Source organism: Clostridium sp. CM027, from assembly GCF_024730565.1.
GTDB lineage: Bacteria > Bacillota > Clostridia > Clostridiales > Clostridiaceae > Clostridium_AD > Clostridium_AD estertheticum_B.
Window position 1 is genome coordinate 1,855,443 of record NZ_CP077725.1, and the last position, 25,592, is coordinate 1,881,034.

23 protein-coding genes are annotated in these 25,592 nt (G+C 30.5%); 9 read left to right on the forward strand and 14 right to left on the reverse strand.

Annotation, left to right across the window (positions count from 1 at the left end; translation table 11 throughout):
- Positions 1–21: 21 nt before the first annotated feature.
- Entirely contained in the window at positions 22–951 is a 930-nt protein-coding gene (locus KTC92_RS08830; RefSeq protein WP_220286435.1) for a viroplasmin family protein, read from the reverse strand.
- Positions 952–1,367: 416 nt separating this feature from the next.
- Here KTC92_RS08830 and KTC92_RS08835 point away from each other — a divergent pair, with 416 nt between their 5' ends.
- A complete protein-coding gene (locus KTC92_RS08835; protein ID WP_220286436.1) occupies positions 1,368–3,131 on the forward strand; it encodes an ATP-dependent metallopeptidase FtsH/Yme1/Tma family protein in 1,764 nt (587 codons plus the stop codon).
- Positions 3,132–3,188: 57 nt separating this feature from the next.
- On the opposite strand, the gene KTC92_RS08840 is transcribed toward KTC92_RS08835, so the two are convergent.
- The 7 genes from KTC92_RS08840 to KTC92_RS08870 form a co-directional block, all read right to left on the reverse strand.
- Positions 3,189–4,193 carry a rhomboid family intramembrane serine protease gene (locus KTC92_RS08840; protein WP_216302743.1) on the reverse strand — a complete coding sequence of 335 codons (1,005 nt, stop codon included), beginning with the start codon at positions 4,191–4,193 and terminating at the stop codon, positions 3,189–3,191.
- 139 nt (positions 4,194–4,332) lie between these two features.
- Positions 4,333–4,731, reverse strand: a complete 399-nt coding sequence (locus tag KTC92_RS08845) for a DUF6762 family protein (protein ID WP_216302742.1) — start codon at positions 4,729–4,731, stop codon at positions 4,333–4,335.
- A gap of 15 nt (positions 4,732–4,746) precedes the next feature.
- Complete coding sequence (locus KTC92_RS08850) at positions 4,747–5,154, reverse strand: Fur family transcriptional regulator (RefSeq protein WP_216302741.1); 408 nt, start codon at positions 5,152–5,154, stop codon at positions 4,747–4,749.
- A gap of 186 nt (positions 5,155–5,340) precedes the next feature.
- Entirely contained in the window at positions 5,341–6,801 is a 1,461-nt protein-coding gene (locus tag KTC92_RS08855; protein ID WP_220286437.1) for an aminoacyl-histidine dipeptidase, read from the reverse strand.
- Positions 6,802–6,818: 17 nt separating this feature from the next.
- Positions 6,819–7,367: a manganese efflux pump gene (locus KTC92_RS08860; RefSeq protein ID WP_165411501.1), complete on the reverse strand. Its 549-nt coding sequence runs from the start codon at positions 7,365–7,367 to the stop codon at positions 6,819–6,821.
- 200 nt (positions 7,368–7,567) lie between these two features.
- Positions 7,568–7,981, reverse strand: a complete 414-nt coding sequence (locus KTC92_RS08865) for a hypothetical protein (RefSeq protein WP_220286438.1) — start codon at positions 7,979–7,981, stop codon at positions 7,568–7,570.
- A 54-nt stretch (positions 7,982–8,035) separates the two neighbouring features.
- Positions 8,036–10,984 carry a DEAD/DEAH box helicase gene (locus tag KTC92_RS08870; protein ID WP_220286439.1) on the reverse strand — a complete coding sequence of 983 codons (2,949 nt, stop codon included), beginning with the start codon at positions 10,982–10,984 and terminating at the stop codon, positions 8,036–8,038.
- 486 nt (positions 10,985–11,470) lie between these two features.
- On the opposite strand from KTC92_RS08870, the gene KTC92_RS18590 reads away from it, so the two are divergent.
- On the forward strand, positions 11,471–12,595 hold the full coding sequence (locus KTC92_RS18590; RefSeq protein ID WP_309137245.1) for a 3D domain-containing protein: 1,125 nt from the start codon (positions 11,471–11,473) through the stop codon (positions 12,593–12,595).
- A gap of 105 nt (positions 12,596–12,700) precedes the next feature.
- On the opposite strand, the gene KTC92_RS08885 is transcribed toward KTC92_RS18590, so the two are convergent.
- A complete protein-coding gene (locus KTC92_RS08885; protein WP_309137246.1) occupies positions 12,701–13,726 on the reverse strand; it encodes a PTS sugar transporter subunit IIC in 1,026 nt (341 codons plus the stop codon).
- 223 nt (positions 13,727–13,949) lie between these two features.
- Positions 13,950–14,744: a MerR family transcriptional regulator gene (locus KTC92_RS08890; protein ID WP_165413910.1), complete on the reverse strand. Its 795-nt coding sequence runs from the start codon at positions 14,742–14,744 to the stop codon at positions 13,950–13,952.
- A gap of 342 nt (positions 14,745–15,086) precedes the next feature.
- Here KTC92_RS08890 and KTC92_RS08895 point away from each other — a divergent pair, with 342 nt between their 5' ends.
- Entirely contained in the window at positions 15,087–16,097 is a 1,011-nt protein-coding gene (locus KTC92_RS08895) for a 2-hydroxyacyl-CoA dehydratase (protein ID WP_220286441.1), read from the forward strand.
- The gene (locus KTC92_RS08900; RefSeq protein ID WP_220286442.1) at positions 16,085–16,843 is read left to right on the forward strand and encodes an acyl-CoA dehydratase activase; all 759 of its coding nucleotides are present in this window, start codon (positions 16,085–16,087) and stop codon (positions 16,841–16,843) included. The genes KTC92_RS08895 and KTC92_RS08900 overlap by 13 nt, the downstream gene beginning before the upstream one ends.
- Positions 16,844–16,933: 90 nt before the next feature.
- Here the strand turns inward: KTC92_RS08900 and KTC92_RS08905 are convergent, their stop codons facing one another.
- Positions 16,934–18,442 (reverse strand): DUF1846 domain-containing protein, encoded by a 1,509-nt coding sequence (locus KTC92_RS08905; protein WP_165413913.1) that lies wholly within the window; start codon positions 18,440–18,442, stop codon positions 16,934–16,936.
- Between the two features lie 366 nt (positions 18,443–18,808).
- Between KTC92_RS08905 and queD the strand changes: the two genes are divergently transcribed.
- The 4 genes from queD to queC are packed head-to-tail and all read left to right on the forward strand — an operon-like array spanning position 18,809 to position 21,197.
- Complete coding sequence (gene queD / locus KTC92_RS08910) at positions 18,809–19,240, forward strand: 6-carboxytetrahydropterin synthase QueD (protein WP_216302734.1); 432 nt, start codon at positions 18,809–18,811, stop codon at positions 19,238–19,240.
- Between the two features lies 1 nt (position 19,241).
- Positions 19,242–19,907 carry a putative 7-carboxy-7-deazaguanine synthase QueE gene (gene queE / locus KTC92_RS08915; RefSeq protein WP_220286443.1) on the forward strand — a complete coding sequence of 222 codons (666 nt, stop codon included), beginning with the start codon at positions 19,242–19,244 and terminating at the stop codon, positions 19,905–19,907.
- Positions 19,908–19,910: 3 nt separating this feature from the next.
- Complete coding sequence (folE, locus tag KTC92_RS08920) at positions 19,911–20,501, forward strand: GTP cyclohydrolase I FolE (RefSeq protein WP_216302732.1); 591 nt, start codon at positions 19,911–19,913, stop codon at positions 20,499–20,501.
- 39 nt (positions 20,502–20,540) lie between these two features.
- A complete protein-coding gene (gene queC, locus KTC92_RS08925; protein ID WP_216302731.1) occupies positions 20,541–21,197 on the forward strand; it encodes a 7-cyano-7-deazaguanine synthase QueC in 657 nt (218 codons plus the stop codon).
- An 8-nt stretch (positions 21,198–21,205) separates the two neighbouring features.
- Here queC and KTC92_RS18680 read toward each other — a convergent pair whose 3' ends face one another.
- The 3 genes from KTC92_RS18680 to KTC92_RS08935 all read right to left on the reverse strand — a co-directional run bounded on the left by KTC92_RS18680 (position 21,206) and on the right by KTC92_RS08935 (position 23,221).
- Positions 21,206–21,352, reverse strand: a complete 147-nt coding sequence (locus KTC92_RS18680; RefSeq protein ID WP_369811888.1) for a DUF2651 family protein — start codon at positions 21,350–21,352, stop codon at positions 21,206–21,208.
- Positions 21,353–21,454: 102 nt separating this feature from the next.
- A complete protein-coding gene (locus KTC92_RS08930; RefSeq protein ID WP_216302729.1) occupies positions 21,455–22,363 on the reverse strand; it encodes a GNAT family N-acetyltransferase in 909 nt (302 codons plus the stop codon).
- Between the two features lie 189 nt (positions 22,364–22,552).
- A complete protein-coding gene (locus KTC92_RS08935) occupies positions 22,553–23,221 on the reverse strand; it encodes a hypothetical protein (protein ID WP_216302728.1) in 669 nt (222 codons plus the stop codon).
- 211 nt (positions 23,222–23,432) lie between these two features.
- On the opposite strand from KTC92_RS08935, the gene KTC92_RS08940 reads away from it, so the two are divergent.
- Positions 23,433–25,517: a helix-turn-helix domain-containing protein gene (locus tag KTC92_RS08940; RefSeq protein WP_220286444.1), complete on the forward strand. Its 2,085-nt coding sequence runs from the start codon at positions 23,433–23,435 to the stop codon at positions 25,515–25,517.
- Positions 25,518–25,592: the final 75 nt, after the last annotated feature.

The window sequence follows — 25,592 nt, forward strand, 5'->3', positions numbered from 1 at the left end:
TATTCCTCCCCCATATTCATATTATATTTGTGTTTTTTTAATTTTATCTAATAAATAAGTAATAAAATTTGTTTTATCGGAACTACTTAGATTATCTATTACCGACCTTACATCTTCTGGATTTAAGATATATTCACTAAGAATATTGCTAAACCCATCTACCTTAATTTCTTCTTTACTTTTCTCATCATTAGAATTTATAACAATTATGTTCGACTCTCCATTGCTCGCTATTTTTAGAATTTCTTGTTTTACAACGTCACTTGCTACATTTATAATATTTTTAAGTAACCATTTTTCTACAACTTTATCTGATTTTATACCTAACCTTTCTTTGCATTTTTCATCAACAAGCTCATTAAATAAATCTCCCGTGTGACTATCCACCTTAACAAATATAACTTCTATTCCACTACTCATTAATTCTTGCATTTTCTCATAATATTTTTTTGATGATTCTTCTTTTCTATCCCAAAATCCTGTAGCATGGTAACAAATCCCTACATAATCATGAAATATTACTACTTTCTTTTCACCTTTGTTCTGAGCATACTGCATACCTTTTAATGCACCTTCTAGTTCTCCTGCTATTTGTCTTATATTTTTTGCTGTATCGCTTTTCCCTGCACCGCTCTCTATATGTATAACTACATCATTCCGCGTAGCTACCATTCCATAACTATACTCCTCCGTGGCAGAATTGTAGCTGCCATCAACATAAATATGAAGGCAATTTTCCGGATAATTATTATCTATTTTTTTTAATACATCTCCTACCCCACTTAAGAACTTTTTAGCTTCATTTATATCCTCAAAACTCTTATATTTAGCACCTTTTACACCTTTTACATATTTTAAGCACTCTGCCCAAGTGCCAACTATTTTATTCACTATCTTTTTATTAGTACTAAAATTAAATCCTTCCTTTATTGCATAAACTTTCTTTCCCATTTTATCTGTTCTCCTTTTTTAAATCTATCCTAAGTGTTAAACCTTAAATAAAGTATACAACAAATAATGATTTTATCAAAAAAATTTTTACATTATTTACATTTCCAAATTCTATTAGGTTCAATGGACAAGGCCTCATAAAAATATTATAATAGCCATTATAAGTTGATATTTCTTCAATACAATTTTGTATAACATTTGAAATTCACAAACTACTATAACAGATATATTAGTATACCATTTAAATATTAGAAACAAGGAAAAAAATATTAGGCACATTCAAATAAATGTACTAGCCCAGTATAGGCCCCTATACTGACTTATTGTTTATTTGAATGTGCCTTACTCGAAAGGATGGTGAATGAGGCGATTCCACGGTCGCTTTAACCAGCATAGTGGTTTCTCGCTTCTATCATATGATTAAACTTAAGAACAAATATATTTTACTTCCTGTTATCACCGCAATTTGCTCGTTAGTATTACTTGTTTTTGTGAGTAATCCCTTTAAACCACCTACAAATAAACAATATACCGATTTTCTTAAAGATGCCTCGTTAAGGACTGTCTCAACTGTATACGTAACAACCGCTCCTAAAATTCAAGTTAAACTTAAAGATGGCACTGTTTATGAAACTGATAATCCAAGAACTAATAATTTCAAAGAAGGTTTATTAAAGAATGGTATAGATGTTTCTGAGCAAACTCTAACAAATCCTGCTGAAATAGCATCAATTGCAGGATTTGTGCTTTCACTTATAGCACTTGGAATTATGTCCTTCAAACATACAAAGATAAAATCTAAAAGTATGTTCTCATCTACGAATCTTGATGTTACCGCAGTAAAGGATATAGGTTTTAACTTTGATAGTTTAGCAGGTAATGATGAGGCTAAAGATAGTGTACAGGATGTAGTGGATTTCCTTAAAAACCCTGAAAAATATTCCGCATATGGTGCTAGAATGCCAAAAGGAGTAATTTTATATGGAGACCCTGGAACTGGTAAAACCTTACTTGCAAAAGCCGTAGCAGGAGAAGCAAACGTTCCATTTTATGCGGTATCCGGTTCTGATTTCGTTCAGATATATGTAGGGGTTGGAGCTGGGAGAATTAGAAGCTTATTCAAGAAAGCAAGAAGTCATGGCAGAGCAGTTATCTTTATTGATGAAATCGACGCTATTGGTAAAAAAAGGGATAACGGACGCGGCGGGGGCTCTGACGAAAAAGATCAAACACTTAACGCTCTTTTAACTGAGATGTCTGGTTTTAATGAAACAGAGGGCATAATTATAATTGCAGCAACCAACAGGCTTGATATGTTAGATGAAGCTCTACTAAGACCTGGACGTTTTGATAGGCATATTGAAGTTACTTTGCCTGATGTATCTGCCAGAGAGAAAATCTTAAAACTTCACCTTAAAAATAAACCTATTAAAGATATAGATTATAGTGAATGGGCACATAAAACTTCATCTTTTTCAGGTGCAAAGCTAGAGAACTTAACTAATGAAGCTGCTATTATTGCATGCAAAGACAATTCTGTGTTTATTGGAAATGAACATTTAGATAAAGCTTATTCAATAATGCTAGCTGGTTATGAAAAAGTTGATAGGGATTACATTAAAGACAAGGATAGAAAAATTACCGCTTTCCATGAAGCAGGACATGCTTTTGTTTCACTTAAGATGTTACCTAAGGATAAAGTCTCTAAAGTAACTATAATTCCAACTACCAAAGGTGCAGGCGGCTATACTTTAAGTATTCCTGAAGACACGCTATACCAGAACAAGGAACATTTAAAGAAAAAAATAATGGTACTTTTAGGTGGTAGGGCTGCTGAAGAAATTATCTTTGGATCAGACCATGTAACCACAGGTGCTTATAATGATTTACAAAGGAGTACACAGCTTGTAACAAATATGATAACAGAATATGGTATGGGTGAATCTTTAGGACTACTTACTATGAACCAATTAAAAGACTCAGGCTTTACGAATCAAGAAGCAGTACTTTCAGAATGTAAAAATTTAATCTCAGAACTATATGAAGATGTTAAAAATATCCTATTAGGCGATAAAGAAACTTTAGAGGCTATGACTGCTTTATTAATTGAGAAGGAAACTATAGATCATGAGGATTTAATTAATATTATCAGAGATAGACATAATAATGGAGTTGCCTAAAGTTTTTAAGACCCTCGAAGTTAAATCTTCGGGGGTCTGTTTATTTAATGGTGACTATTAGATTTCGGCTCTAAAACTAATCAGAAATGATGTAATTATGCCACCAAGTAGTCCACCTATATGACCAAAATTATCAATGTTTGGTAGAGTAACTCCTATAAATATATTTATAAATATAACCGATAAAATACTTCTTATAAAATCATTTCCAGTTTTTCCTTTAGACTTAATTGCGAAAATAAGCACTGCCCCGAGTAGTCCAAAGATTGCACCAGAGGCACCAATAGAAACACTTGTTGAAAAGATATAACTAAGCATTGATGCACATATTCCAGAAACAAAATAAATAGCAATATACTTTATCTTTCCATAAACCCTCTCAACCATTGCCCCAATGGCATAAAGTGAATACATATTGACCCCTAAATGCACAAGTCCGCCATGTAAAAACATACAAGAAATGAGTCTAAAATACTGGCCTCGTGCAATTAGCCCATTAACTTTCGCACCTAGTAAAATTAGAATTTTGATGTCACTATTAAATATGCTACCTTTAGCATAAACATAACTCAAATAAGCTGTAACTATATACATCATTACATTTATAGCTATAATTACCATAGTAACCCAAGGTCTATCTCTTGCACTTGTTTTTTCACTATCACTATGTAAATTTGTATTATTCATTACGGAAGCTAAATCTTGAACCACTTGTGAATTTACATTTCCAGAATAATTCACTTTTTTCTCCAAAACATTCACTCTAATTAAGGATTTTTCTAATAAATTATTTATTGCAATCTCTTTTGAAACTTCTTCCTTATTGATTTCATCATTAGAAAATAGTATATATATATTGTTTTTGTCATCTGGAATGTCATATTGTATTAATTGATGCAGGCTAAGCGACATCATAAATATTAACCGATACGACTCTCCACCTATATCTTTGCTCACTGTCCACATATTCAAATTGTTATTCTTACTTATTATTTCCTCTAAAAAATATCCATTTTGCTGAGTAAAACCAGTTATAATGGTTTTTATATTTTTTTCTTTCATATTTTACTCCTACTCAAATTTATATTTTTTATATTATTGACTGCACCGCAATGTTATTGCATTTCAACAAATCTATTTCATAAAATTTAATAGGTTCCCTAGTTTATTTTCCATATAGCATCTTCTACGTATACAATCTCTATTTGTACTCTTCTTCTTTTTCTTTAATTTTAATAAAAACTTCTTTAAGTTCTTGCTTTATTAATTCACAAATTTTGATTAAATCTTCCCTAACAATCATATGCTCGTCAGAATATTTGAACTTAACTAACCAAGTTGGGTTATACTCATCATCTACTGCTTCAATAGAATAACCTTTAGACCTAAAAATTTCTTCATTAAAACAATCATAAATTGCTGTAAATTGCCACTCTTCCACATCATCATGAGTATCAAACGTCAAGTTGATCAGTTCTCCAGAATAATTTAATTTTGTAACAAATTCTGCCCCTTCAGAAGTTTCATAACTTCCAAGCTCTTTAACAAATTGATTAGTTTCTTTATCTACTTCCATTAATACCAATGAAGAAAATTGCATAAATCTCATCCTCTCTTATTTTTTACATTCTTTACATATGCCTTTTAAATAAACATGGCTTTCTGTAAGAGTTATTCCTGTCTTTGCTTTTATTTGTTCTTCTATTTGGGGTATTGGACAATCTATGACCATTTTCTTATGACATAAATCGCACTCAATTACATGGTTGTGGGAATTGTTATTTATAGTGTAATTATACATATTATTCCCCAAATCAAACTTATTTAAAATCTTTTTACCCTCTAGCAAATCTAGGGTTCTATATACCGTGGACAAATCTATTTTTATATTCTCTTTTTTAAGTAGAGCATATATTAGGTTTGCATTTATAGCATCTTTACTGCAAATTATAATTTCTAATATGCTTTTTCTTGCATTAGTTACTTTAATATTATTCTCTTTTAAATATGAAATTATATTCATCTATATACATCACCTTACTACATTATTATAACAATTATAATATACCTCAATATGGTCATGAATACAAGCAATGCTTATAAAAAGGCTTCTACAAAAGTAGGAGCCTTTTTATAAGCCATTAAAATAGCTTTATCTACTAAAGTAGCTTTATCTACTAAAGTAGCTTTATCTATTTCATGTACCTGATCATTTTATTTCTTTTAATATTGCTACTAAGTAATCCCATGTCCTCTCTGTTGATGAAATACTTAGGTGTTCACTCGGTGTGTGTACATCATACATATTTGGTCCAAAAGATATTTGATCAATATCTCCTTCAAACTTTTCACTAAATAATCCGCACTCGAGGCCTGCATGAATAGCTGCTATTTCAGGCATTTTACCATATAAATCAGTATATGCTTTCTCTAGTATACTCCTTATTTTAGAATCTGGATTGTATTGCCACTCTGGATATTCAGATTCAAATTCAATAGTTGCTCCTGCCATTTCTGCAAGCACTATAGTTTCATCGCATATTGCTTTCTTTAAAGTCTTTACAGAACTTCTTATTGCAGAGTCAAATACTATATTTTCATCACTCGTCGTAAGAATCCCTATATTTGCTGAACTTTGCACTAATCCATCAATCGCCATACTCATACTTTTAACTCCATTTGGAATTAAGAAAAGTATTTGAAGTGCTTTTGTAGCGGTGTCATCTGAAAAAATCTTATTTACTTTATTTTCCAATATTTTAATAGTTAAATCAACATCTGGATCAATAGTATTTAATTCATTTTTCAATGTAGAATTCCACTGTGATATTTTTTCATTAACTATTTTTTTATCATTTTCTCTAAACAATATAATAGCATCAGCATCACGAGGAATTGCGTTATTTTTAGCTCCTCCAGTTATAGAGTTTATTTTAAAATCTATAACTGATCTTAAATCCATTAAAAAACGTCCCATAATTTTGTTAGCGTTTCCTCTTTCTTTGTTTATTTCCATTCCAGAATGGCCGCCTCTTAATCCTCTTAGTCTTATTTCACAGCTTATAAAGTTTTTATCTGCTTCTTCCCAAATTATTGGAAGCCTTATTTTTTCACGCACTCCCCCTGCACAACTTACTAAAAGTTTTCCTTCTTCTTCTGAATCTATATTTATTAATATTCTTCCATCTAAATTCTTAGGATCTATTGCCTGAGCTCCGCCCATACCCGTTTCTTCCTCTGTAGTTACTAATAACTCTATTGGTGGATGCGGTATATCATTAGACGCAAGTACTGCAAGACTTAATGCTACTGCGATTCCATCGTCCGCGCCTAGTGTAGTCCCATTTGCCCTTAAAAAATCATCCTCTACAATAAACTCAATAGGGTCTCTTAAAAAATCATGCTTTATCCCTATGTTTTTTTCACAGACCATGTCCATATGACCTTGAAGTATTACCTTTGGAGCATTAGCTCGACCTTGCGTACCAGGCTTTTTAATTATAATGTTTAATGCGGTGTCTTGGATAACTTTCAAATTATGTTCTTTTGCAAAGGTTACTAACCAATCACTTACAGCTTTCTCATTGCCGGAACCTCTTGGGATCTCGTTCATCTCTTTAAAATATTTAAATGCCTTAAATGAATTTAAATCCTTTAATTTGTTTAACATTTATATCATCCTCCCTTTCAAAAAAACATCATTTTTAGACCGAAAATTATTAAGATTATTCCTCCAATGTAGTCTGCATATTTTCCTACAATTTCTATTTTTTTTAGGTATCTAGAAATTACAAAGGCCATTATTGACATTACTAGAGTTATTCCCCCAATGAATAGTGTATTTTTTAATAATATAGCATTTGTTATATTATTTAATACCGTAAATCCTACCACCATTGCATCTATACTTACGGATATCCCTAAAACAAAATACATTTTAGGTTTAAGCAGTGGACACTTCCCTTGATTTTCAAAGCCTTCCTTAATCATAATCACTCCAACGAAAGATATAATCATACCACCAATTATGGTAGGCATTGAAGCTACATATGTATTGAAAAGGAAGCCTGCATAAGCTCCTATATATGATAATAAAAATTGAAATAGTCCAAAAGAAATTGTAAAACCTACCTTATTTATAAATCTAGTTTGATTGTTTAATCCTATACATAAAGCTACTCCAAAAGCATCTAAAGATAATGCTAAAGCAATTGTAAATAATGGGTACATATCCATGAATTTTTACGCCCCCCAATAATACTCCACAATATATTTAGTCTGTTTTCTTTATTATTATTCCATTTTTTTAAATTTATGTTAATTACTTCATATATACTATTATCGATTATCCAGACTCTCTTGTCAACTGTAGTTTAGTATTCGAATAGCTATGATTAAAAACCATTTAATACTTACTTTCATTAGTTTGTTTATTACTACTCCGTTTGTGTTATAAGCTTCCTCATAATATCCTTTAATTTTAATTCTGTAGTATCTTCTGATGCTATAATTATAACTAACTTTATCCCATCATCTGATTTATCCCATTTATAAGACTTAATGTCCATAATAGCACCGTCAGGAACGTATTCTTCAATGTCCATTGCAATTTCTTCTGCCAGTGATAAGTATTCATCGAATAATTCATCTTCTGTTAATTCATTTAAATTAAATTCACCTTCCATTAGGTCATTTAATGTATTTATTTCTACACTTAAATTAAAAGCTAATATATCATTTCTCTTTGAACCTTTACTCATGTCTTTAACTACTTTAAATTCTGTATTTTTTTCAATTATATCTTTTATATCCTTGCTATCTACAATTTTATTATTAAACTCTACGTACATTTTTATATCTCCTTTTGGTGCTATCTTTAGCGCGTGGCACCCTCACTCTAAACCCTAAAATCTAAAAATTTCCAGAAGTTCTTTCTTTGTAAGTTTGCCTAGAATATCACTACTTGTAAGTTCCCCTGTAATTACACTGTCTATTAAATGTTTTTTGTTTTCTTGGAGTAGAATGATCTTTTCTTCTATAGTCCCCTTAGTAACTAACTTAATCACTTCTACTACATTTTTTTGACCAATTCTATGAGCCCTATCTGTTGCTTGATTCTCTACTGCTGGATTCCACCAAGGGTCAAAATGAATAACTAAATTTGCAGAGGTTAAGTTAAGACCTGTTCCCCCTGCCTTTAGCGAGATTAAAAAAACTAATGATTCACAACTGTTATTAAATTCATCTACCAGTTTAATTCTATCCTTTGCTTTTGTTTTTCCCTCTAAATAAAGGTACCGAATTCCCTTTTCATTTAAATTCTCTCCTATATTTTTAAGTACTGCCGTAAATTGAGAAAATAATAACACTTTTCCGTATGTTTCCATATGCTTTTCTATAAGCTCAGTTGCAATTTTCAGCTTTCCACTTCCACCTTTGTATTCATCTATTACAAGTGAAGGATCTAAACAAATTTGTCGCAACTTAGTTAAACAAGAAAAAATCTCTATTTTATCATCACCGTTATTATTTTTCATTTTATCCCTGACAACTTTAGTATAAGATTTATATACAGCCTTTTGAACTGATGTCATCTCAACTATAAACTTCTTTTCTATTTTATCTGGTAGTTCTTTCAATACTTCTTTTTTTGTTCTCCTTAGGAGAAAAGGCTTAATTAGCAATTTAAGTTCTTCTAAATCACCTTCTTTATTAATTATAAATTTTGATTCAAAAATTTCTTTAGAGTATAAATAATCGGGCATTATAAAATCGAAAATAGACCAAAGTTCTATTAAATTATTTTCAATAGGAGTGCCTGTTAATGCGAATCTTACCTTAGCTTTAACTTCTTTAATAACCTTTGTATTTTGTGCTAAATGATTTTTTATATTTTGGGCTTCATCTATAATACAATAATCAAAACTAATATCCTCATATAACCCTATATCTGTTCTTAAAGTTCCATAGGTTGTTAGTATTATATCATACTCCTCTAAACTATGAATCAATTTAAGTCGCCGGCTTTTTTCGCCATGTACAATAGCTACATTTAGACTAGGTGAAAATCTTTCTAGTTCAGCCTTCCAATTATAAATAAGGGAAGTTGGACTAATAATAATAGATTTTTTATTCTCTTCTGATAATAGAAGAGCTATTGTTTGAATTGTTTTACCAAGTCCCATTTCATCGGCTAATATCCCTCCAAATCCTAACCGACTTAGACTTTTAAGCCATTTAAAACCATCTATTTGATATTCACGAAGTGTGGCTTTTAAGTTCATTGGCACCCTTATATCTATATTATTTATATCCAATAAAGCGTTTTCTATATCATTTAACACTTCAGTACCTTTTACAAACTGAATACCCTTGTTTTTCATCTTTTCATTTAAATATAATGCCTTACCTTTATCCATATGCATTAATCCATTTTCTATTTTTTTATTAATATTAAACACTTCTATTAAATCAAAGAAATTTTTAACTCCCGCATCTTTAAAATCCAAAAAGTTATTATTATTAGTTTTATAAAACCTTCTTTTTTGCTTAAATGAAGAGAGTACACTATTTAATTCTTTATTTTCGATATCATGTATACCGTAGGAAAAATCATAGTAGCCATCCTTTTCTTTAATTTCTGCTTCAATAGCCGTGAAATCATATATTTTCCTGTCTTTAATCCCTTTTCCAAATGTAACATCGCCAAGAGAATGTAGATTCTTCTCGCTCTTACTTAATATGTCAAATAATTGCTCATCTGAGCCTATAAAAAGTAGCTTCTCATTTCTTTTTATAAACCTATACTTTTCTAGTTCCATAAGTATTTTGTCTTCTTTTTTATAATTACGTGTAATTATATTTTTACTTTTATCTTTCTTTAATATATTTATTTTATCATTACCGTAAATCACTTCTATATCACAATAAATATCACTGTCTATCTCATATATGTGAAACTCAGGTTTTATGAAATTCGCCGCAAAATCTCTTATCTCTTCACTAATATTAATATTATTTGAAATACTACTTAAAAATGAGATAATTTTGTTATAGTTTTCTATTCCGCCGGGGTATAGAATTTCACCATTTTTTTTTAACTTTTCACATAACGCAACATATTTTCGAACTTGATTTTTTGATGGTATATAAAGTTTCCAATTAAATAAATACACATCATTTTTATCATTTAATGATACTGGGAACTGCCTATGAGTTGTTAAAACAAAATATTCGTTTCTAATCTTTAATGTAAAGTTTAGTGGTAAATCTTTTAGCACTATTGGAGCTTCAAACTCAAAACTATCATAGTTTAGCTTAATTTTCTTATGGTTAGTCCCAGTTAAAAAAGTTCTCAAGTCCTTAGGCTCTATCTTTATTTTTTCCTTACCTATTGCATATTGCGCTTCATAATAAGTTGGGCCTTTTGAAACCTTACGAACTAACTTTATAATACTTTCGCTTCCCTGATTATTTGAATTATCTTCTTTTAACTTTTCCGTTTTTTCATTTTTCTCACATTTTTTTTTTGCAGTTATGCTAAAAAAACTATATGCTGTAGCCGTTAAATGGCTACACATAAATAAATATCCCACATTAGATGCTGTTTTGAAATCCTCACAAGTACATTTTATACCATCCAATTTTTTCTTTAATAAATCTATTTTAATATGCGTGTTTAACTCACTCCATTGAGTATCACTCTTGACGCGACCATAAATATGATATATATTTTCTATTTTCTTGCCTTTAATCTTAATAACTAATCCACTATTAAACGCATTTTCTCCCTCACTTCTCATAAGCTCTGAAGATGATTTAAATACTATATTCTCAAGCTCTTTTAATTTCATAAATGCTCCTCACTAATTGTTTATATCACTTATTGTCATATTTTTCGAGAAAATTTTGAGGTACCTCGAAGAATAATATTTCTTTAGATTCATAAATATATAAAAAGCACCTTTTGATATCCTTACCATATTCACAAGTGCTTGCACAGTTACCTTGCAAATACTGTAATCTTTTAGATATCGTTCTGAGGCCTTGTATAATTTTGTTCAAATATTTATAGTCATATTATAGCATGGTGCCGCTCACGCTACAAATGAGTTGCTTGCACTCTACAACCTACTTGCAACAAAAAAATAGTTGCCTCCCACAAATAAACGTGCTACAATATTGTTGAAATATTCTATCGTTCCATATATTGGTACAGATACATGATTCCCCTACTTCTCATGCATCTTTTGAGAGTGATTTTAACTATAATATGTTTAAGATTACTGTATTTTGGGCATCTGACACCAGTACTTAATCATCAAAAAAAATAGACTAGAATGATTAGTATTATTTTTTGTAGATGCTTTGTACTGAATTTTATAATAGGAGATGATATTCTGCTTAAATTTATGAAAGATAAGCGAACAAAAATTGTTATTGGATCTATTCTTATCACCATACTTGCAACTTTAACTGTTTTCATGAGCTTTATCAGAAAAAATATTACAGTGGTTGTAGATGGCAAACCTACTAAATTAGTAACTTACCAAAAAACTTTTGACAGCGCCTTAGAAAAAGCTGGTATAAATATAGCAGTAAAAGATAGGATTGACAAATCTTTAAATTCAAAAATAACTACCAATGATGTTATAACTATAGATCGCGCTGTAAATATTAAAGTCTTAGTAGACAATAAAGAGCTTAACGTAAAGTCTGCTGAAAAAGATATCGCCCGAATGTTAACTACAGAAAAAATCGTTTTAAGCCCTACTGATAAGATTTCACCATCAGTAAAAACGAAGTTATCTAAAGGTATGGATGTTACCATAACTAGAGTTAAAATAGAAACACTAAAACAGACAAAACCCATTGATTTTAAAACTGTTATTAAAAAGGATAGCGATACATTAAAATCTCAAAGTAAGGTTGTACAAAACGGAACAAAAGGCGAAAAAAGTATTACTTTAAATGTAACTTATGAGAATGGGAAAGAAGTAACTAGAAAAGTTGTTAAAGAAGCTGTAGTTAAAGAACCTCAGAGTAAGATTATAGCTCAAGGCACTTTGTCACCCATAACCCCTTCAAGAGGAGAATCTTTAAAAAGTTCTGTGAATCCTCAAAATGGTTCAGCTCCTTCAAGGGCTGCTAATTTAAAAGCTACTGCATCTTCTGGTAGGTCTTTTAGTGTAAAGGCCACTGCCTATTCGACAGATTCTCCAGGTAATACTTATACTGCCTCTGGAAGAAAGACAGAGCGAAATCCAAATGGCTATAGTACAATAGCTGTAGACCCTAATGTCATTCCTTTAGGAACAAAATTATATGTTGAAGGTTATGGCAATGCAATTGCTGCGGACACTGGTTCTGCAATAAAGGGTAACTTTATAGATGTATTTTTCAACACCCCTGAAGAAGTTAATAACTGGGGCGTTAAATACTTAAACGTACAAATACTAGATTAATTATTTTGTAAATGCCTCATATGCGATTAATGAATAATAAACCAAAATCAGGGACAGTTAATAATTTATAAAATTATTAACTGTCCCTGATTTTTCTACTTTACGCTACAGCATCTTCTTTTCTACTTTTTTATTTCTTTTCTTTCTAATATTAAGAACTACAGTAGAACCAAAGAGCCCACCAATAATTCCACCACATATGGCAAATAATATAGCGAAAATAACTGATTTAGGTTCATTGAAGCCAAATGGTGCTAATAATCCAGGAATAGGTGCAGCCGTACCTGGAGCATTATTTATTATTTTAAAATAAGCAGCACTTAAACCAGCTAGTGCACCTCCTATAAAGTTTGAAAAAAATATAGGAGGTGCATTTGAAGTTACTATATCAGCCTGTGTTAGCGGTTCAAGCATCACACCTATTATGTTACTTTTATCACCAAGTTTAAGTCTTTTGAATACTATACCATCTGAAAAAGCTCCACCAACACAGGCAATAGATGCTATCCCCATTGCAAGACCTTGTAACCCAAGCATTGCGGTTAGTGCCATAGCACTTAAAGGAGATGTACATATCATCTTCATAATTCCACCTAATAAGAACCCCATAATAAAAGGGGATTGATTAGCAGCGACAGTTATCATACTTCCAATACTAAGTAAAGTTGAATTTACTATTGGATCTACCACTAAAGCGATACCCCTAGCAAGTGGTGCAATCAAAATTGCACCAACTATTATATCTAGTCCTTTGGGTAGCTTTTTCTCTAAAATTGGGCCGATAAATGCAATTATATATCCAGCTACAAAGCCTGGAAGAATACCATACCCAAATACTGCAGCACCAGCTGTTACAGCATATATAGGATTCAACCCCATATTTATACTAACTAATATTACAGCAACTACGCCACCCATACTTCCTGAGGAAGCGCCTACTTCACCCAAGAATTTAATGTTTAATAAATTTCCGCTTATATATTTATGTATCGCTTCTACTAAAAATGTTGCTACAGCAGCATTTGCCAGGCCTGACATAGCTTTTTGACCTTTAGGCATTTTTAAACTAAAAAGTGAAAACAAGAACAATGTAAAAAGTAATAATCCTATACCTTTAATTAATACAAACAAATTTATCCCCCTTTTCATTTTGAAATACTATCATTTATTATACTTGTTTAATTTGTTAGTTCTTATATTTGTAATATTTATCCTTGCAACGAAATTTAAAGTTTTACAATCTAATAATAACATTCCAATATACATGTTACAATCAAATTATAAAACAAAACCTGAATGAAATTTTCAAAGGGACAGTTAATAATTTATACAAATTATTAACTGTCCCTTTTCTTTACTTGCTACTTTCCAAGTGGGTGACACCTTTTTTTGCCTTATCACAATAGTAATACATTGCCTCACTTAAGAACTTAGCTAGACCTTCTTTATACTTATCAATATTAGCTGTAAATCGTTCATCACAAACATATAAATCTCCAAGTCCTCTAAATATTTCTATAGTACAATTGTAGAAGTTATCTGTAATTTGCTGTCTTAGCTCGCCTACTGCCTTTTGAACTTCTGAATGTTCTACACCTTTATCCATATTATCTACGATTTTCTTGTAAATTTGTCCACTTGTTGTATTGATTCTGGCCCAATCATCTTTTGTGTACTTTGAGGTTTTTTTCACGCTTTCCTTGTATTCATCAGAGTTACCATATTTTTGCTTTGTTTCCTCTGCATATTTTTCTTTATGTGCCTCTATTCCAGTCATATCAAATCCCTCAAACATTTCCTTCTTATTCATATCTGTTCCCCCTTCAATGGAATCTATAGTTTTATTTACAGATTTTATTATCTTATCAAGTCTCTTCTTTTTTTCTATCAGTAGCTCTTTATGTGTCATTAACGCATGTTTTCTATCAAAACCTGGATTATCTAAAATTTCTTTTATTTCTTGCAAAGTAAAATCCAGTTCTTTAAAAAATAAAACTTGCTGTAATCTTTCAATGTCCATCTCAGTGTAAAGTCTGTATCCTGCTGTTGTTACAGAATCTGGCTTTAGAATACCTACTTGATCATAATGATGAAGTGTACGTACGCTTACTCCAACCATGTCAGCTACTTCTTTTATTTTGTAGGACATAAAATCATCTCCTTCGTTCTTTATTAATCATCATCAATACCGAATCAGCTTTGCATCTTCATAAACTAAAGTGTCGTTACCCTAGAAATCCCTTCTCTATTTTCTTCCCTACAAATCTATAATAATCTATAACGTAACGTTAGCGTCAATATATTTTTCAATAATATTTTAAATTTTATTTATGTACGTAGAAATAATGTCTAATTGACATACTTAATTATATGAAGTAAACTTTATTAATATAAAACTTAAATAAGACAGTTCTAAACCATCCTGTCTATAAACAAAACTAGGACGTTAAGGGCGTTTTACGCCCTTTTTTATTTTTTAGGAGGATTTAAAATGAAGAAAATAGGCTTAACAACTACCGTACCTGTAGAGGTTCTAATTGCGGCGGGTTATACCCCTGTAGATTTAAATAATGTTTTTATAACCTCTAAGGACTATTTGAAATATATAGACATTGCAGAAAAAGATGGCTTTCCTAAAAGCTTGTGCACTTGGATAAAGGGAATTTATGGAGCGTGCTTAGCAAACGGCATCAAAGAGATAATCGGAGTTGTGGAGGGCGACTGTTCTAATACCAAAGCCCTTATTGAAGTGCTTACGTTAAAAGGAATAAAAGTTTATCCCTTTTCCTTTCCACACAGTCACAAATTAGATGATGTAGAACACGAAATAAATAAATTTATGAGTATCTTTAATGTAACAATTGAAGAAGTTGAAGTAGTTAGAAAAAGGCTAAATGAAATTAGAGCCTTAGCTAAAACAATTGATGAACTAACACATATCCATAATAAGGTAACTGGTTTTGAAAATCATCTATATCAAGTAAGCTTAAGTGATTTTAATGGAGATATAGATGCCTTTGAAGTCGAACTTAAAAAATCTATTTGTTATATTAAAAATAAAAAACCAGTAATTAGAAAACTACGACTTGGATATATAGGGGTTCCTCCCATGACTTGCGATATCTATGAATTTGTTGAGAAGTTTAATGCTAATTTTGTATACAATGAAGTTCAAAGAGAATTTGCTTTTCCAAGAGCAGATAAATCACTAAATATATTTCAGCAATATTATGACTACACTTATCCTTATGATACTGACTTTAGGATCAAAGAGTTACAAACGCAAATTGACGAACGTAAACTAGATGGAATAATTCACTACACTCAAGCCTTTTGCTATAGAGCAGTCGAAAATATTATTTTAAAAGAAAAACTAGATATACCCATATTAAATATCGAAGGTGACAAGTTAAATATCTTAGATGCAAGAACAAAACTTAGGTTAGAAGCCTTTCTTGATATGCTACTAGATTTGAAGGAGGCTGAAAAATGCGAGTGTTAGGAATTGACCTTGGAAGCCGCGAGGTTAAAATTGTTTTAATGGAAAATAATAAGATAATACAGAAGGCTAAAGTAAGTACCATGAGCTTTTACAGAAATTACTGCGACTTTGATGGTAAGATTATTGTTAATTTAGATAAGCTTGATATTAGGCAAATTGATAAGGCAGTATCTACAGGCTACGGAAGAAATAATATTGACTTATTGTTATTCACACCAATAAATGAGATAAAAGCCCACGTGTATGGGGGGCTCTATCAAACTGGCTTAAAAGATTTTATACTTTTAGATGTAGGTGGCCAAGATGTTAAGGTTGTAAAAGTAGAAAAAGGCATCACCACTGACCTAGAGCTTAATGAAAAATGTGCTGCTTCCTGTGGTAGATATTTAGAGAATATGGCAAATGTACTTGAAATATCTCTTGATGACATGAGTGTGAATTATGAAAATCCTATAGAACTTAATTCAACATGTGCTGTGTTTTCTGAGTCAGAGTTAATTGGAAAAATAGCTGAAGGTGTAAGTATAGAAAACTTATGTTCCAGTGTTAACTATTCTCTATACAAGAGACTTCAACCTCTTTTAAGTAGATTTAAAGGTAAAAAATTAATTTTAACTGGTGGTGTTGCTAATAATACCGCACTAAAAAAATATTTAAAAGAAGATTATGAAGAGATAGTATCAATTGAGCATCCACAATTTAATGGAGCCATTGGATGTTGCTATTATGGAGATAAGTTTTTATAAACTTACTCTTTTTTTATCATAAAAGCCCACCCTACTTTGATAGAGTGAGCTTTTACTTCTATGTTATTAGAAACAAGGTATTTAAAATAACTAATTGTTATAGTAAAGACTCTCAGTTGCATATTCTGCATCACAGGTTATATCTATGCCAAGTTTTCTAAAAGTTTGCTCATCATTTGTACTTATAATTGTAGTTGAGTGAGCTTGACATCCTTTTAGCATTACTAATTTATCCATGGCTACCTTTGCTGTTGGATTTGTAGCAGCACATATACTAAGGGCAATTAACACATTTTCACAATCTAAAGCTGGTTTCTTACTACCTAATGTTTTTGATTTTAGATTTATAATTGGCTCAAGTATAACTGGAGAAATAAGGTGAATCTCGTCATTTATATTTGCAAAATATTTAACAGCATTTAAAATTATGGCAGCTGTTGCATCCATTACAGATGAACTTTTACTAGTTACTATTGTTCCATCATTAAGCTCCATTGCCATTGCTGGGCAAGTTTCATTTTTACTCGAACATTGTTTTAAAGCCGACGAGCGTTCTCTTGCAGGAATAACAACTTTCCTATCTTGCTGTTTTAAATTAAGCTCTTCCATAAGAAGCTTTACCCGCTCGAAGGTTTCTTTATCTATGTAACCTTTTTTATACTCACATCCTGTTTTGAAATACCTTCTTATTATCTCTTGTCTAGATGCTTCTTTAATAACCGTATCGTCAATAATTCCAAAGCCTACTCTGTTAACTCCCATATCTGTTGGAGATTTATAAACAGCTTCTTCATTTGTTATCCTTTCTATAATTCGCCTAAGTACAGGGAAAGTTTCAATATCGCGATTATAGTTTACGGATATTTTATCATAAGCATCAAAGTGGAATGAATCCAGCATATTTACATCGTTAAGATCCGCTGTTGCAGCTTCATAGGCTATATTTAAAGGATGCTTTAAAGGAATATTCCATACTGGAAAGGTTTCAAACTTTGAATAACCGGCTGCTCTGCCTTGCTTATGTTCATGATAAAGCTGACTAAGGCAAGTAGCTAACTTGCCACTTCCTGGCCCTGGTGCTGTTACAACTACAATAGATTTTGTTGTTTCAATATATGGATTTTTGCCATATCCCTCATCACTTACAATTGCATCTACATCTGTAGGATATCCTTTGGTTGCCCTATGTTTGTATACTTTTATTCCTCTACGCTCTAGCTTATTTATAAAAATCGTAGTTGCTGGTTGCCCATCATATCTGGTTATTACAACACTATTTACATCAAGATCATATTCACGTAAATCATCAATTAATCTTAAAACATCAACATCATATGTAATACCGAAATCCCCTCTAATTTTGTTTCGCTCGATATCTCCTGCATATACACAAATAATGACTTCAACTTTTTCTTTTAATTTATGTAGTAACTTAATCTTTGCATTTTCATCAAATCCTGGTAAAACTCTTTTTGCATGAAGGTCATTGAAAAGTTTCCCCCCAAATTCTAAATATAATTTATCGTAATTATTAACTCTTTCTAAAATATATTTTGATTGTTCTTCTAAATATTTTTTCTGATCAAATCCTATTTTCATTTTTACTCCTCACTAACAACATTATTTTTTAGATATATTATACCCAATATTTCTCCATGATACTATAATTGAATATGCTTTTACAACTTTATATTATTACACAATTTCAGTTTAAAGTAAACTTTATATTGAGTTGACATACCTCATAACTTATAGTAAAATTAGTAATAATAAAACCTAATAAGACAGTTCTAAACCATCCTGTCTATAAACAAAACTAGGACGTAACTACCGTTTTAGGTAGCTTTTTTTGTATGAGGGTAGATTATGCCCTTTTTTATTTACAAAAAATTATAAACATGAAAAATAAAATGATTTTTTCGAAATATTAAGGATATTAACATAAATATTAAGAGGAGTGAACCCATGTATATTTTAAAGACAGAACACAGCTTTGACAGTGCACATTTTCTTTCTGGTTATAAAGGAAAGTGTTCAAATATTCACGGACATAGATGGAAAGTTGAAGTTTACGTTCAATCAGAAACCTTGGCACAAGGCGGACAACTTGACGGCATGATAATAGATTTTGGTGATCTAAAAAAAGATGTTAAAGATATGGTAGATTCTTATGACCATGCCTTAATAGTGCAAGAAGATACCATGAGAAGCGAAACCTTAAATTGTCTAAAGCAAGATGGCTTTAATGTAATTCTGGTTGATTTTAGACCAACAGCTGAAAACTTTGCATCATTTTTTTTTGAACTAATGAAAGATAAAGGTTATCTTGTAAAAAAAACTACGGTTTATGAAACGCCTACTAATAGTGCATCATATGAAGAAAGCGGGGCACGTTAAAATGAAATACAAAGTAGTTGAAAAATTTATAAGTGTTAATGGAGAAGGTCCTCTGTCAGGACAACTAGTAGTATTTATAAGATTTGCAGGCTGTAATTTACATTGTAGCTATTGCGATACCACCTGGGCCAATAATGAAAATGTTCGTTATGACTTCATGACGCCTGTTGAGATATACAAATATATAAAATCTACTAAAATTAGAAATATAACCTTAACTGGTGGTGAGCCACTGCTTCAAGAAGGAATTATAGAACTATTACAAACGCTCTCTAGCGATAGATCGCTTCATGTTGAAATAGAAACTAATGGTAGTGTTATTTTAGATGAATTTTTAAGTATAGAAAATCCACCAAGCTTTAATATGGATTATAAATTACCTTCAAGTAATATGGAAGATAAAATGACTTTAAATAACTTTAAATATTTAAGTTATAAAGATACAGTTAAATTTGTATCTGGCAGCAGGTCAGATTTACAAAAGGCCAAATTTATAATAGATAAATATGAGCTAACTAGCAAAACAAATGTATATATTAGTCCAGTATTCGGACAAATTGACCTAGAAGAGATTGTAGAATTTATGAAGTATAATAAAATGAATGGTGTTAATCTTCAAGTACAACTTCATAAAATCATTTGGGATCCAAATAAGAGAGGTGTGTAAAATATGGCAATTGATACGAAAGCAATTGAAGAACATATAAAAGGTATTTTAATAGCAATAGGTGATGATCCTTCAAGGGAAGGCCTTAAAGATACCCCAACCCGTGTAGCTAAAATGTACGAAGAAGTATTCGCTGGCATGCGATATAGCAATGATGAAATTTCAAAAATGTTTAATACAACATTTGTTGATGATTTAATAGTTGAAGAAGGGTCTCGTGATATGGTAATAATGAAGGATATCCAAATCTTTAGTCATTGCGAACATCATTTAGCTTTAATGTATGATATGAAAGTTACAGTTGCATATGTTCCTACCAAAAAAATTATTGGTTTAAGTAAAATTGCAAGAATAGCTGATATGGTAGGTCGCAGATTACAGCTTCAAGAAAGAATAGGTACAGACATAGCTGAGATTATGCAGATGGTTACTAACTCACGCGATGTGGCTGTTATTATAGAAGGTGAGCATGCCTGCATGACGACCCGTGGAGTAAAAAAGCCAGGCACTAAAACATTGTCAACTACTTTTAGGGGAAGATTTAATACTGATGTGATTTTAAATAATAAATTGATGATGCTTTATAGTAAATAAATAGAGGGTTTATAGTAAATAAGGGGAGGCGTATTAATTATGAATAGAGAAAAAGCAGTAGTAGTATTCAGTGGCGGACAAGATAGCACAACTTGTTTATTTTGGGCGCTGGCGAGATATAAAGAAGTTATAGCTGTATCTTTTGATTACGGTCAAAAACATATATTAGAACTCGAATGTGCAAAGGATATATGTAAAAAGCACGGCGTTGAGCATCATTTTTTAGACTTAAACCTATTAAACCAACTAGCACCAAATTCATTAACAAGAAAAGATATAGAGGTGGACACGTCAGCACCTAAAGATAGTGTACCTAATTCCTTCGTAGATGGAAGAAACTTATTATTCTTAAGTTTTGTAGCTGTGTTTGCAAAGCAAAGAGGTATAAGCAATATTATAACTGGTGTATCTCAAAGTGATTTTAGTGGATACCCAGATTGTAGAGATGTATTTATAAAATCTCTAAATGTTACCTTAAACTTAGCTATGGGTTATGATTTTGTAATTGAAACACCTTTAATGTGGATTAACAAGGCAGAAACTTGGAAAATGGCTTATGATTTAGGTGTACTTGATATAGTTAAAGAGGATACTTTAACTTGTTATAATGGAATAAAAGGTAATGGTTGTGGAGACTGCCCCTCTTGTAAACTAAGAAAAAATGGATATTTAGAATTCAAAGAAAAAAATCTATAAATATTATTTTATAGATTTTTTCTTTTGTTAACCAACTCATTCCTAGATATAATGATTAAATCTCCTATAAGTGTTCCAAAAAAAGAAATAAGGGTGTATACAAAACACCAAATTAGAAAACTTGAATTAAATACAGTAAAGGTTACACTCAACAAACTCCAAATTTAATCAGTAAAATAACAAGCATTTAATAGATTTAAATCGAAATCAATATGAAAAAAGATGTTCCTCAGTAGATATAATGAACATCTAGTGCTTTAATATACTACATAATAATCCATTACAGAAATTTCTTCAAATCCACAGGATTCATAAAGTCCAAGTGCATTTTTATTTGACCTAGAAACTTCAATAAAAATATTATCTACATTTTTATTATTTAATATATTAAGGGCAGAATTTAAAATTTCTCGTCCATATCCCTTTCTTCGAAAATCTGGAATTACTCCAACTCCATAAATAAACCCCTCATTATCATTTATACAAATATGAATTTTACCTATAATTTCCCCATTAAGCTCAGCCATATAACTAATAAAATTATCATCCACATTAATTGACGGTTTTTCCATGTCCATTTTATCCTCTTTATCATGAGCATCTTTTTTAGGAGTTCCAAAATAAATAGAACTTTGCCTATCAATTTCAACCGCGTCTTCACTTGTTGATGCCAATCTAAGTTTAATTACATTGCTAGGAGTAGCCTCTAATACTTTCTTATTTAAGCACATTTTATACTCTGAACAACCATATTCTGCTCCAATGGAGTTAATAAATGCAAGGCCCGAAACCGATGTATGGTCACATATCATTAACACCTCTTGAGGACATATTCTTTGCCATTCTTCCTTAGCAATTAAATATAGTTTTTTAAAGATTCCTTTTCTACGAAAATTAGGGTGTACCATACCGCTTATTTCTACTGTAGCTCCTCCGAAATTGCATAAGCCTAAATAACCTACTAGAATTTCATTTTCATAATATAGGAACTCTCCAACAATTTTATTTTTTACATTTTTTTTTCTTTGGCGCATTTTAAGACCAAGTTCTAATTTCAAATTAATTTTTTGTTTTTCATAGCAAGCAGCTTCCAAACTTTTAATAGCTTCATATTCTTCTTCATTTAATTCCAACTTTATAGAAATTGTATGATGATAATTATCCATCGTTTTTCCCCCTAATTTAAAAATTCATATTTAAAGTATAATCTACATTTTAGTGTATCTCAATGCAAAAAACATATAAATCAGATGTATAAATTATTGATACATACGATTTATATGTTTTATTTTTATTTTTAATTCTTGCATTATATGTTACTACCCTAAATAAGACACTTTATCAACAATTTAAATTTAGATCCTACTACTATTTTTTTTGCTATTCATATCTCTATATATAACCTTCCAAAAATGTCTAAGCGTATGTACCCATTCATAAAGAAAACCTGTTTTACAAAAGAAAAGCTCATCCTCTTTTGTTTTTACCTTCTGTTTAAATGGATAGTCGTTGAGATTTCCAGAATAACAAATAAACTTTTCCATAATGTCACAAATTTCTGTTGGTGTTATCTGATAGGGTTCTAATGAAGTAAGCTTGATCCCTCCTTGCCTTAATGCTTCCATGACAAATTCAGAACATATATATGTCTTGTAAACAGCATGCTTCTTATTAGAAATAATCCCAATAGCTTGAAGAAAATTATAGTAATATATCTCAGTATCATTATATATATCATATATGAATTTACTTATTAATTCATATTTTCTAACAGTTACTGGTATCCGATATACATTAATAGGAACATCTTTTTCAAGTCCTATGGTAAGCGTAAATGCACTTTCTCTCACTATACCTCCTACAAGGGGATTGCTAATTGAAAATCTACAAAAGGAATACATTTGAATTAAATTTTTATCCAGGCTAATTGATGCATGATTATATTTTTCTTTTAAAAATTTTCTAACTATCTTGCCTGTAGAAGTTGGTGTTCTTGAAATAACAATATAAATATATTTCCCCATTAACTCCTCCTTACAACTTCTAAATACATATCAATTCTTGAAGTATTACAATAATATTGTTTCCATATTATTCATTTATTATGTAATTTTTCAGTAAATTGTTAACCCTCCATATTTTTATTTTTTCCTGCAACTTACCATGTGGGTATAACTTTTAAATTCATGATGTATAATATACCTATACATAATAATTAATGAAGAGGTTATTACAATGAGAAAAGAATATATAAGTTATATAAACGATTTACCTATAAGCATTTCCCTTGAGAATATAAAGGATTATCCAATCCATTGGCATAATTCTATAGAAATAATCTTTGTGCTTGAGGGCACTATTAATGTACTTATAGAATCAGAGAATTATGAAGTATACGCACATGAGCTTGAAATCATAAATTGTGATGAACCCCATAGAATTTATTCAAATGAGAAAAATAAGGTTTTAATTTTTCACTTGGATTTTACATTTTTTGAAAAGTATTATGATGATATGAAAAATATTTATTTTTATACGAACTCTAGTAAAGAAGGTGCACAACATGAAGAAAAATATGATATTTTAAGGCAATACTTATCTATACTAGCTTGCGAGGTAATACAAAAAAGTGAAAACTTTGACGATCATATAGATGCTGTTTTAGTAAAATTATTATTCCATTTAATAAATAACTTTCACTATCTTACTTATGAGAACGCTTTAAAAGAAAATGTAATGCAATTTCAGAGGTATCATAGAATCATCAAGTACATATATAATAACTACATGAATAAAATTACTTTACAGGATATAGCTAATCAAGAATACTTAAGTTCTTACTATTTATGTCATCAAATAAAAGACATCTCTGGAACAACTTTTAAAGATTTAGTAAATAATGTTCGAGTAGATGAATCTATTAAACTACTATTAGATACTGATAAAACAATCTCAGATATTTCTTTGGATGTTGGCTTTTCTCATGCTAGGTATTATAATAAGAGCTTTAAAGATTACTACAAGTGTACTCCTCTGCAATTCAGAAAAAAATATCATATACCAGAGGAAGAATTTGATAGCTTTAAAAAAGTAGAAACTTATGATTTATCTAGCTCACTTCAGTATTTATCTTATTATTTAGAGGACTATGATAGATTTAACTATACTAACAAAATTATAAAACTCCAAACAGATTTCGCATACCCAAGCACAGAATTACAACATAAATGGAAGGAAAAAATAAATTTAGGACAAGCAAAAGAACTTATTAAAGCACGGGAACAAGGATATTTAAGAGCTATTCAAGATGCTATAGGTTTTAAAAATGGTATAGTTCAAAACCTATTTGGAAAAGAAATGAAAATATATTTCAATGAGAATGTAAGGTTTTTAAACTGGAATGAAGTTGAAAAACTTTTAGAATTCTTAATGGATATATCCCTTGTACCATTAATAATTTTGAATCAGACTTTTGAAGATAAAAGTTCTTTCATAAAACTTTTAGAAAGCTTTATACTATATTTTGCTAATATATATGGAATTGAGGTAGTAAAGCTGTGGAAATTCCAAGCCTCAAAGGATTTATCTGTAGAGTACATAAATATTACTCGCGAAATTTTTGTAAAATATAAATTGCAAAATTTAATAGAGGATCCTTTTAATGTTCCTAAAGCTATAAATACTATTTATGATTCTTCCTATATGCTTCCATATATTATTCATAATTTTATTAACAACAATAGCAGTCTGCTCACCCTAAAAGCTTTTGATACCGTGGAGGAGAACTCAATTTTAAACAACGAATTGTTTTTTGGTTCACCAGGCCTACTTACTTTAGATGGTATAAAGAAAGCTTCCTACTACGCTTATTATTTATTATCAAAACTAGGAAATGAGGTTGTAGACCAAGGTGATGGATATATTATCACAAGGCAAGATGAAGATATCCAGGTCTTACTTTACAGTTACAGTGATGAACTTAATACCCTGATTAAGTTAGAGGATTTATCTAAAGGTAAGGGTAGTAAAAATATTACTGAAAGAAAAATATCATTATCCATTAAAAATTTAGTGCATGACTATAAAGTTATTAAATATGAAATTGGAGAAAAAGTTGGATCAGCTTACGATATTTGGTTACGCATGGGTAAGCCGAAAAGACTGGGTTATGATGAATGGAAAATTCTAACTAAGATTTCTGCTCCCAATATTTCTTTATCTTTTGCAAAAAAAACTGCAGTTTATAATAACATAATAAAGATTGAAGGCTATGGTTCTACCTTAATAGTTCTTCAAGAAGTACAAAAACACCTGTTTTAAGGTGTTTTTGTGTTATTTAAGTATTATCCATTCTCACATGTCAGCAACTTTGTACTTTTTATGTAGCAATTGTGT

Bases quoted from the DNA above. Each gene is read 5' to 3' on its own strand.
- KTC92_RS08830 (WP_220286435.1), bottom strand. From the start codon at position 951: ATGGGAAAGAAAGTTTATGCAATAAAGGAAGGATTTAATTTTAGTACT.
- KTC92_RS08835 (WP_220286436.1), top strand. From the start codon at position 1,368: ATGATTAAACTTAAGAACAAATATATTTTACTTCCTGTTATCACCGCA.
- KTC92_RS08840 (WP_216302743.1), bottom strand. From the start codon at position 4,193: ATGAAAGAAAAAAATATAAAAACCATTATAACTGGTTTTACTCAGCAA.
- KTC92_RS08845 (WP_216302742.1), bottom strand. From the start codon at position 4,731: ATGCAATTTTCTTCATTGGTATTAATGGAAGTAGATAAAGAAACTAAT.
- KTC92_RS08850 (WP_216302741.1), bottom strand. From the start codon at position 5,154: ATGAATATAATTTCATATTTAAAAGAGAATAATATTAAAGTAACTAAT.
- KTC92_RS08855 (WP_220286437.1), bottom strand. From the start codon at position 6,801: ATGTTAAACAAATTAAAGGATTTAAATTCATTTAAGGCATTTAAATAT.
- KTC92_RS08860 (WP_165411501.1), bottom strand. From the start codon at position 7,367: ATGGATATGTACCCATTATTTACAATTGCTTTAGCATTATCTTTAGAT.
- KTC92_RS08865 (WP_220286438.1), bottom strand. From the start codon at position 7,981: ATGTACGTAGAGTTTAATAATAAAATTGTAGATAGCAAGGATATAAAA.
- KTC92_RS08870 (WP_220286439.1), bottom strand. From the start codon at position 10,984: ATGAAATTAAAAGAGCTTGAGAATATAGTATTTAAATCATCTTCAGAG.
- KTC92_RS18590 (WP_309137245.1), top strand. From the start codon at position 11,471: ATGATTAGTATTATTTTTTGTAGATGCTTTGTACTGAATTTTATAATA.
- KTC92_RS08890 (WP_165413910.1), bottom strand. From the start codon at position 14,744: ATGTCCTACAAAATAAAAGAAGTAGCTGACATGGTTGGAGTAAGCGTA.
- KTC92_RS08895 (WP_220286441.1), top strand. From the start codon at position 15,087: ATGAAGAAAATAGGCTTAACAACTACCGTACCTGTAGAGGTTCTAATT.
- KTC92_RS08900 (WP_220286442.1), top strand. From the start codon at position 16,085: ATGCGAGTGTTAGGAATTGACCTTGGAAGCCGCGAGGTTAAAATTGTT.
- KTC92_RS08905 (WP_165413913.1), bottom strand. From the start codon at position 18,442: ATGAAAATAGGATTTGATCAGAAAAAATATTTAGAAGAACAATCAAAA.
- queD (WP_216302734.1), top strand. From the start codon at position 18,809: ATGTATATTTTAAAGACAGAACACAGCTTTGACAGTGCACATTTTCTT.
- queE (WP_220286443.1), top strand. From the start codon at position 19,242: ATGAAATACAAAGTAGTTGAAAAATTTATAAGTGTTAATGGAGAAGGT.
- folE (WP_216302732.1), top strand. From the start codon at position 19,911: ATGGCAATTGATACGAAAGCAATTGAAGAACATATAAAAGGTATTTTA.
- queC (WP_216302731.1), top strand. From the start codon at position 20,541: ATGAATAGAGAAAAAGCAGTAGTAGTATTCAGTGGCGGACAAGATAGC.
- KTC92_RS08930 (WP_216302729.1), bottom strand. From the start codon at position 22,363: ATGGATAATTATCATCATACAATTTCTATAAAGTTGGAATTAAATGAA.
- KTC92_RS08935 (WP_216302728.1), bottom strand. From the start codon at position 23,221: ATGGGGAAATATATTTATATTGTTATTTCAAGAACACCAACTTCTACA.
- KTC92_RS08940 (WP_220286444.1), top strand. From the start codon at position 23,433: ATGAGAAAAGAATATATAAGTTATATAAACGATTTACCTATAAGCATT.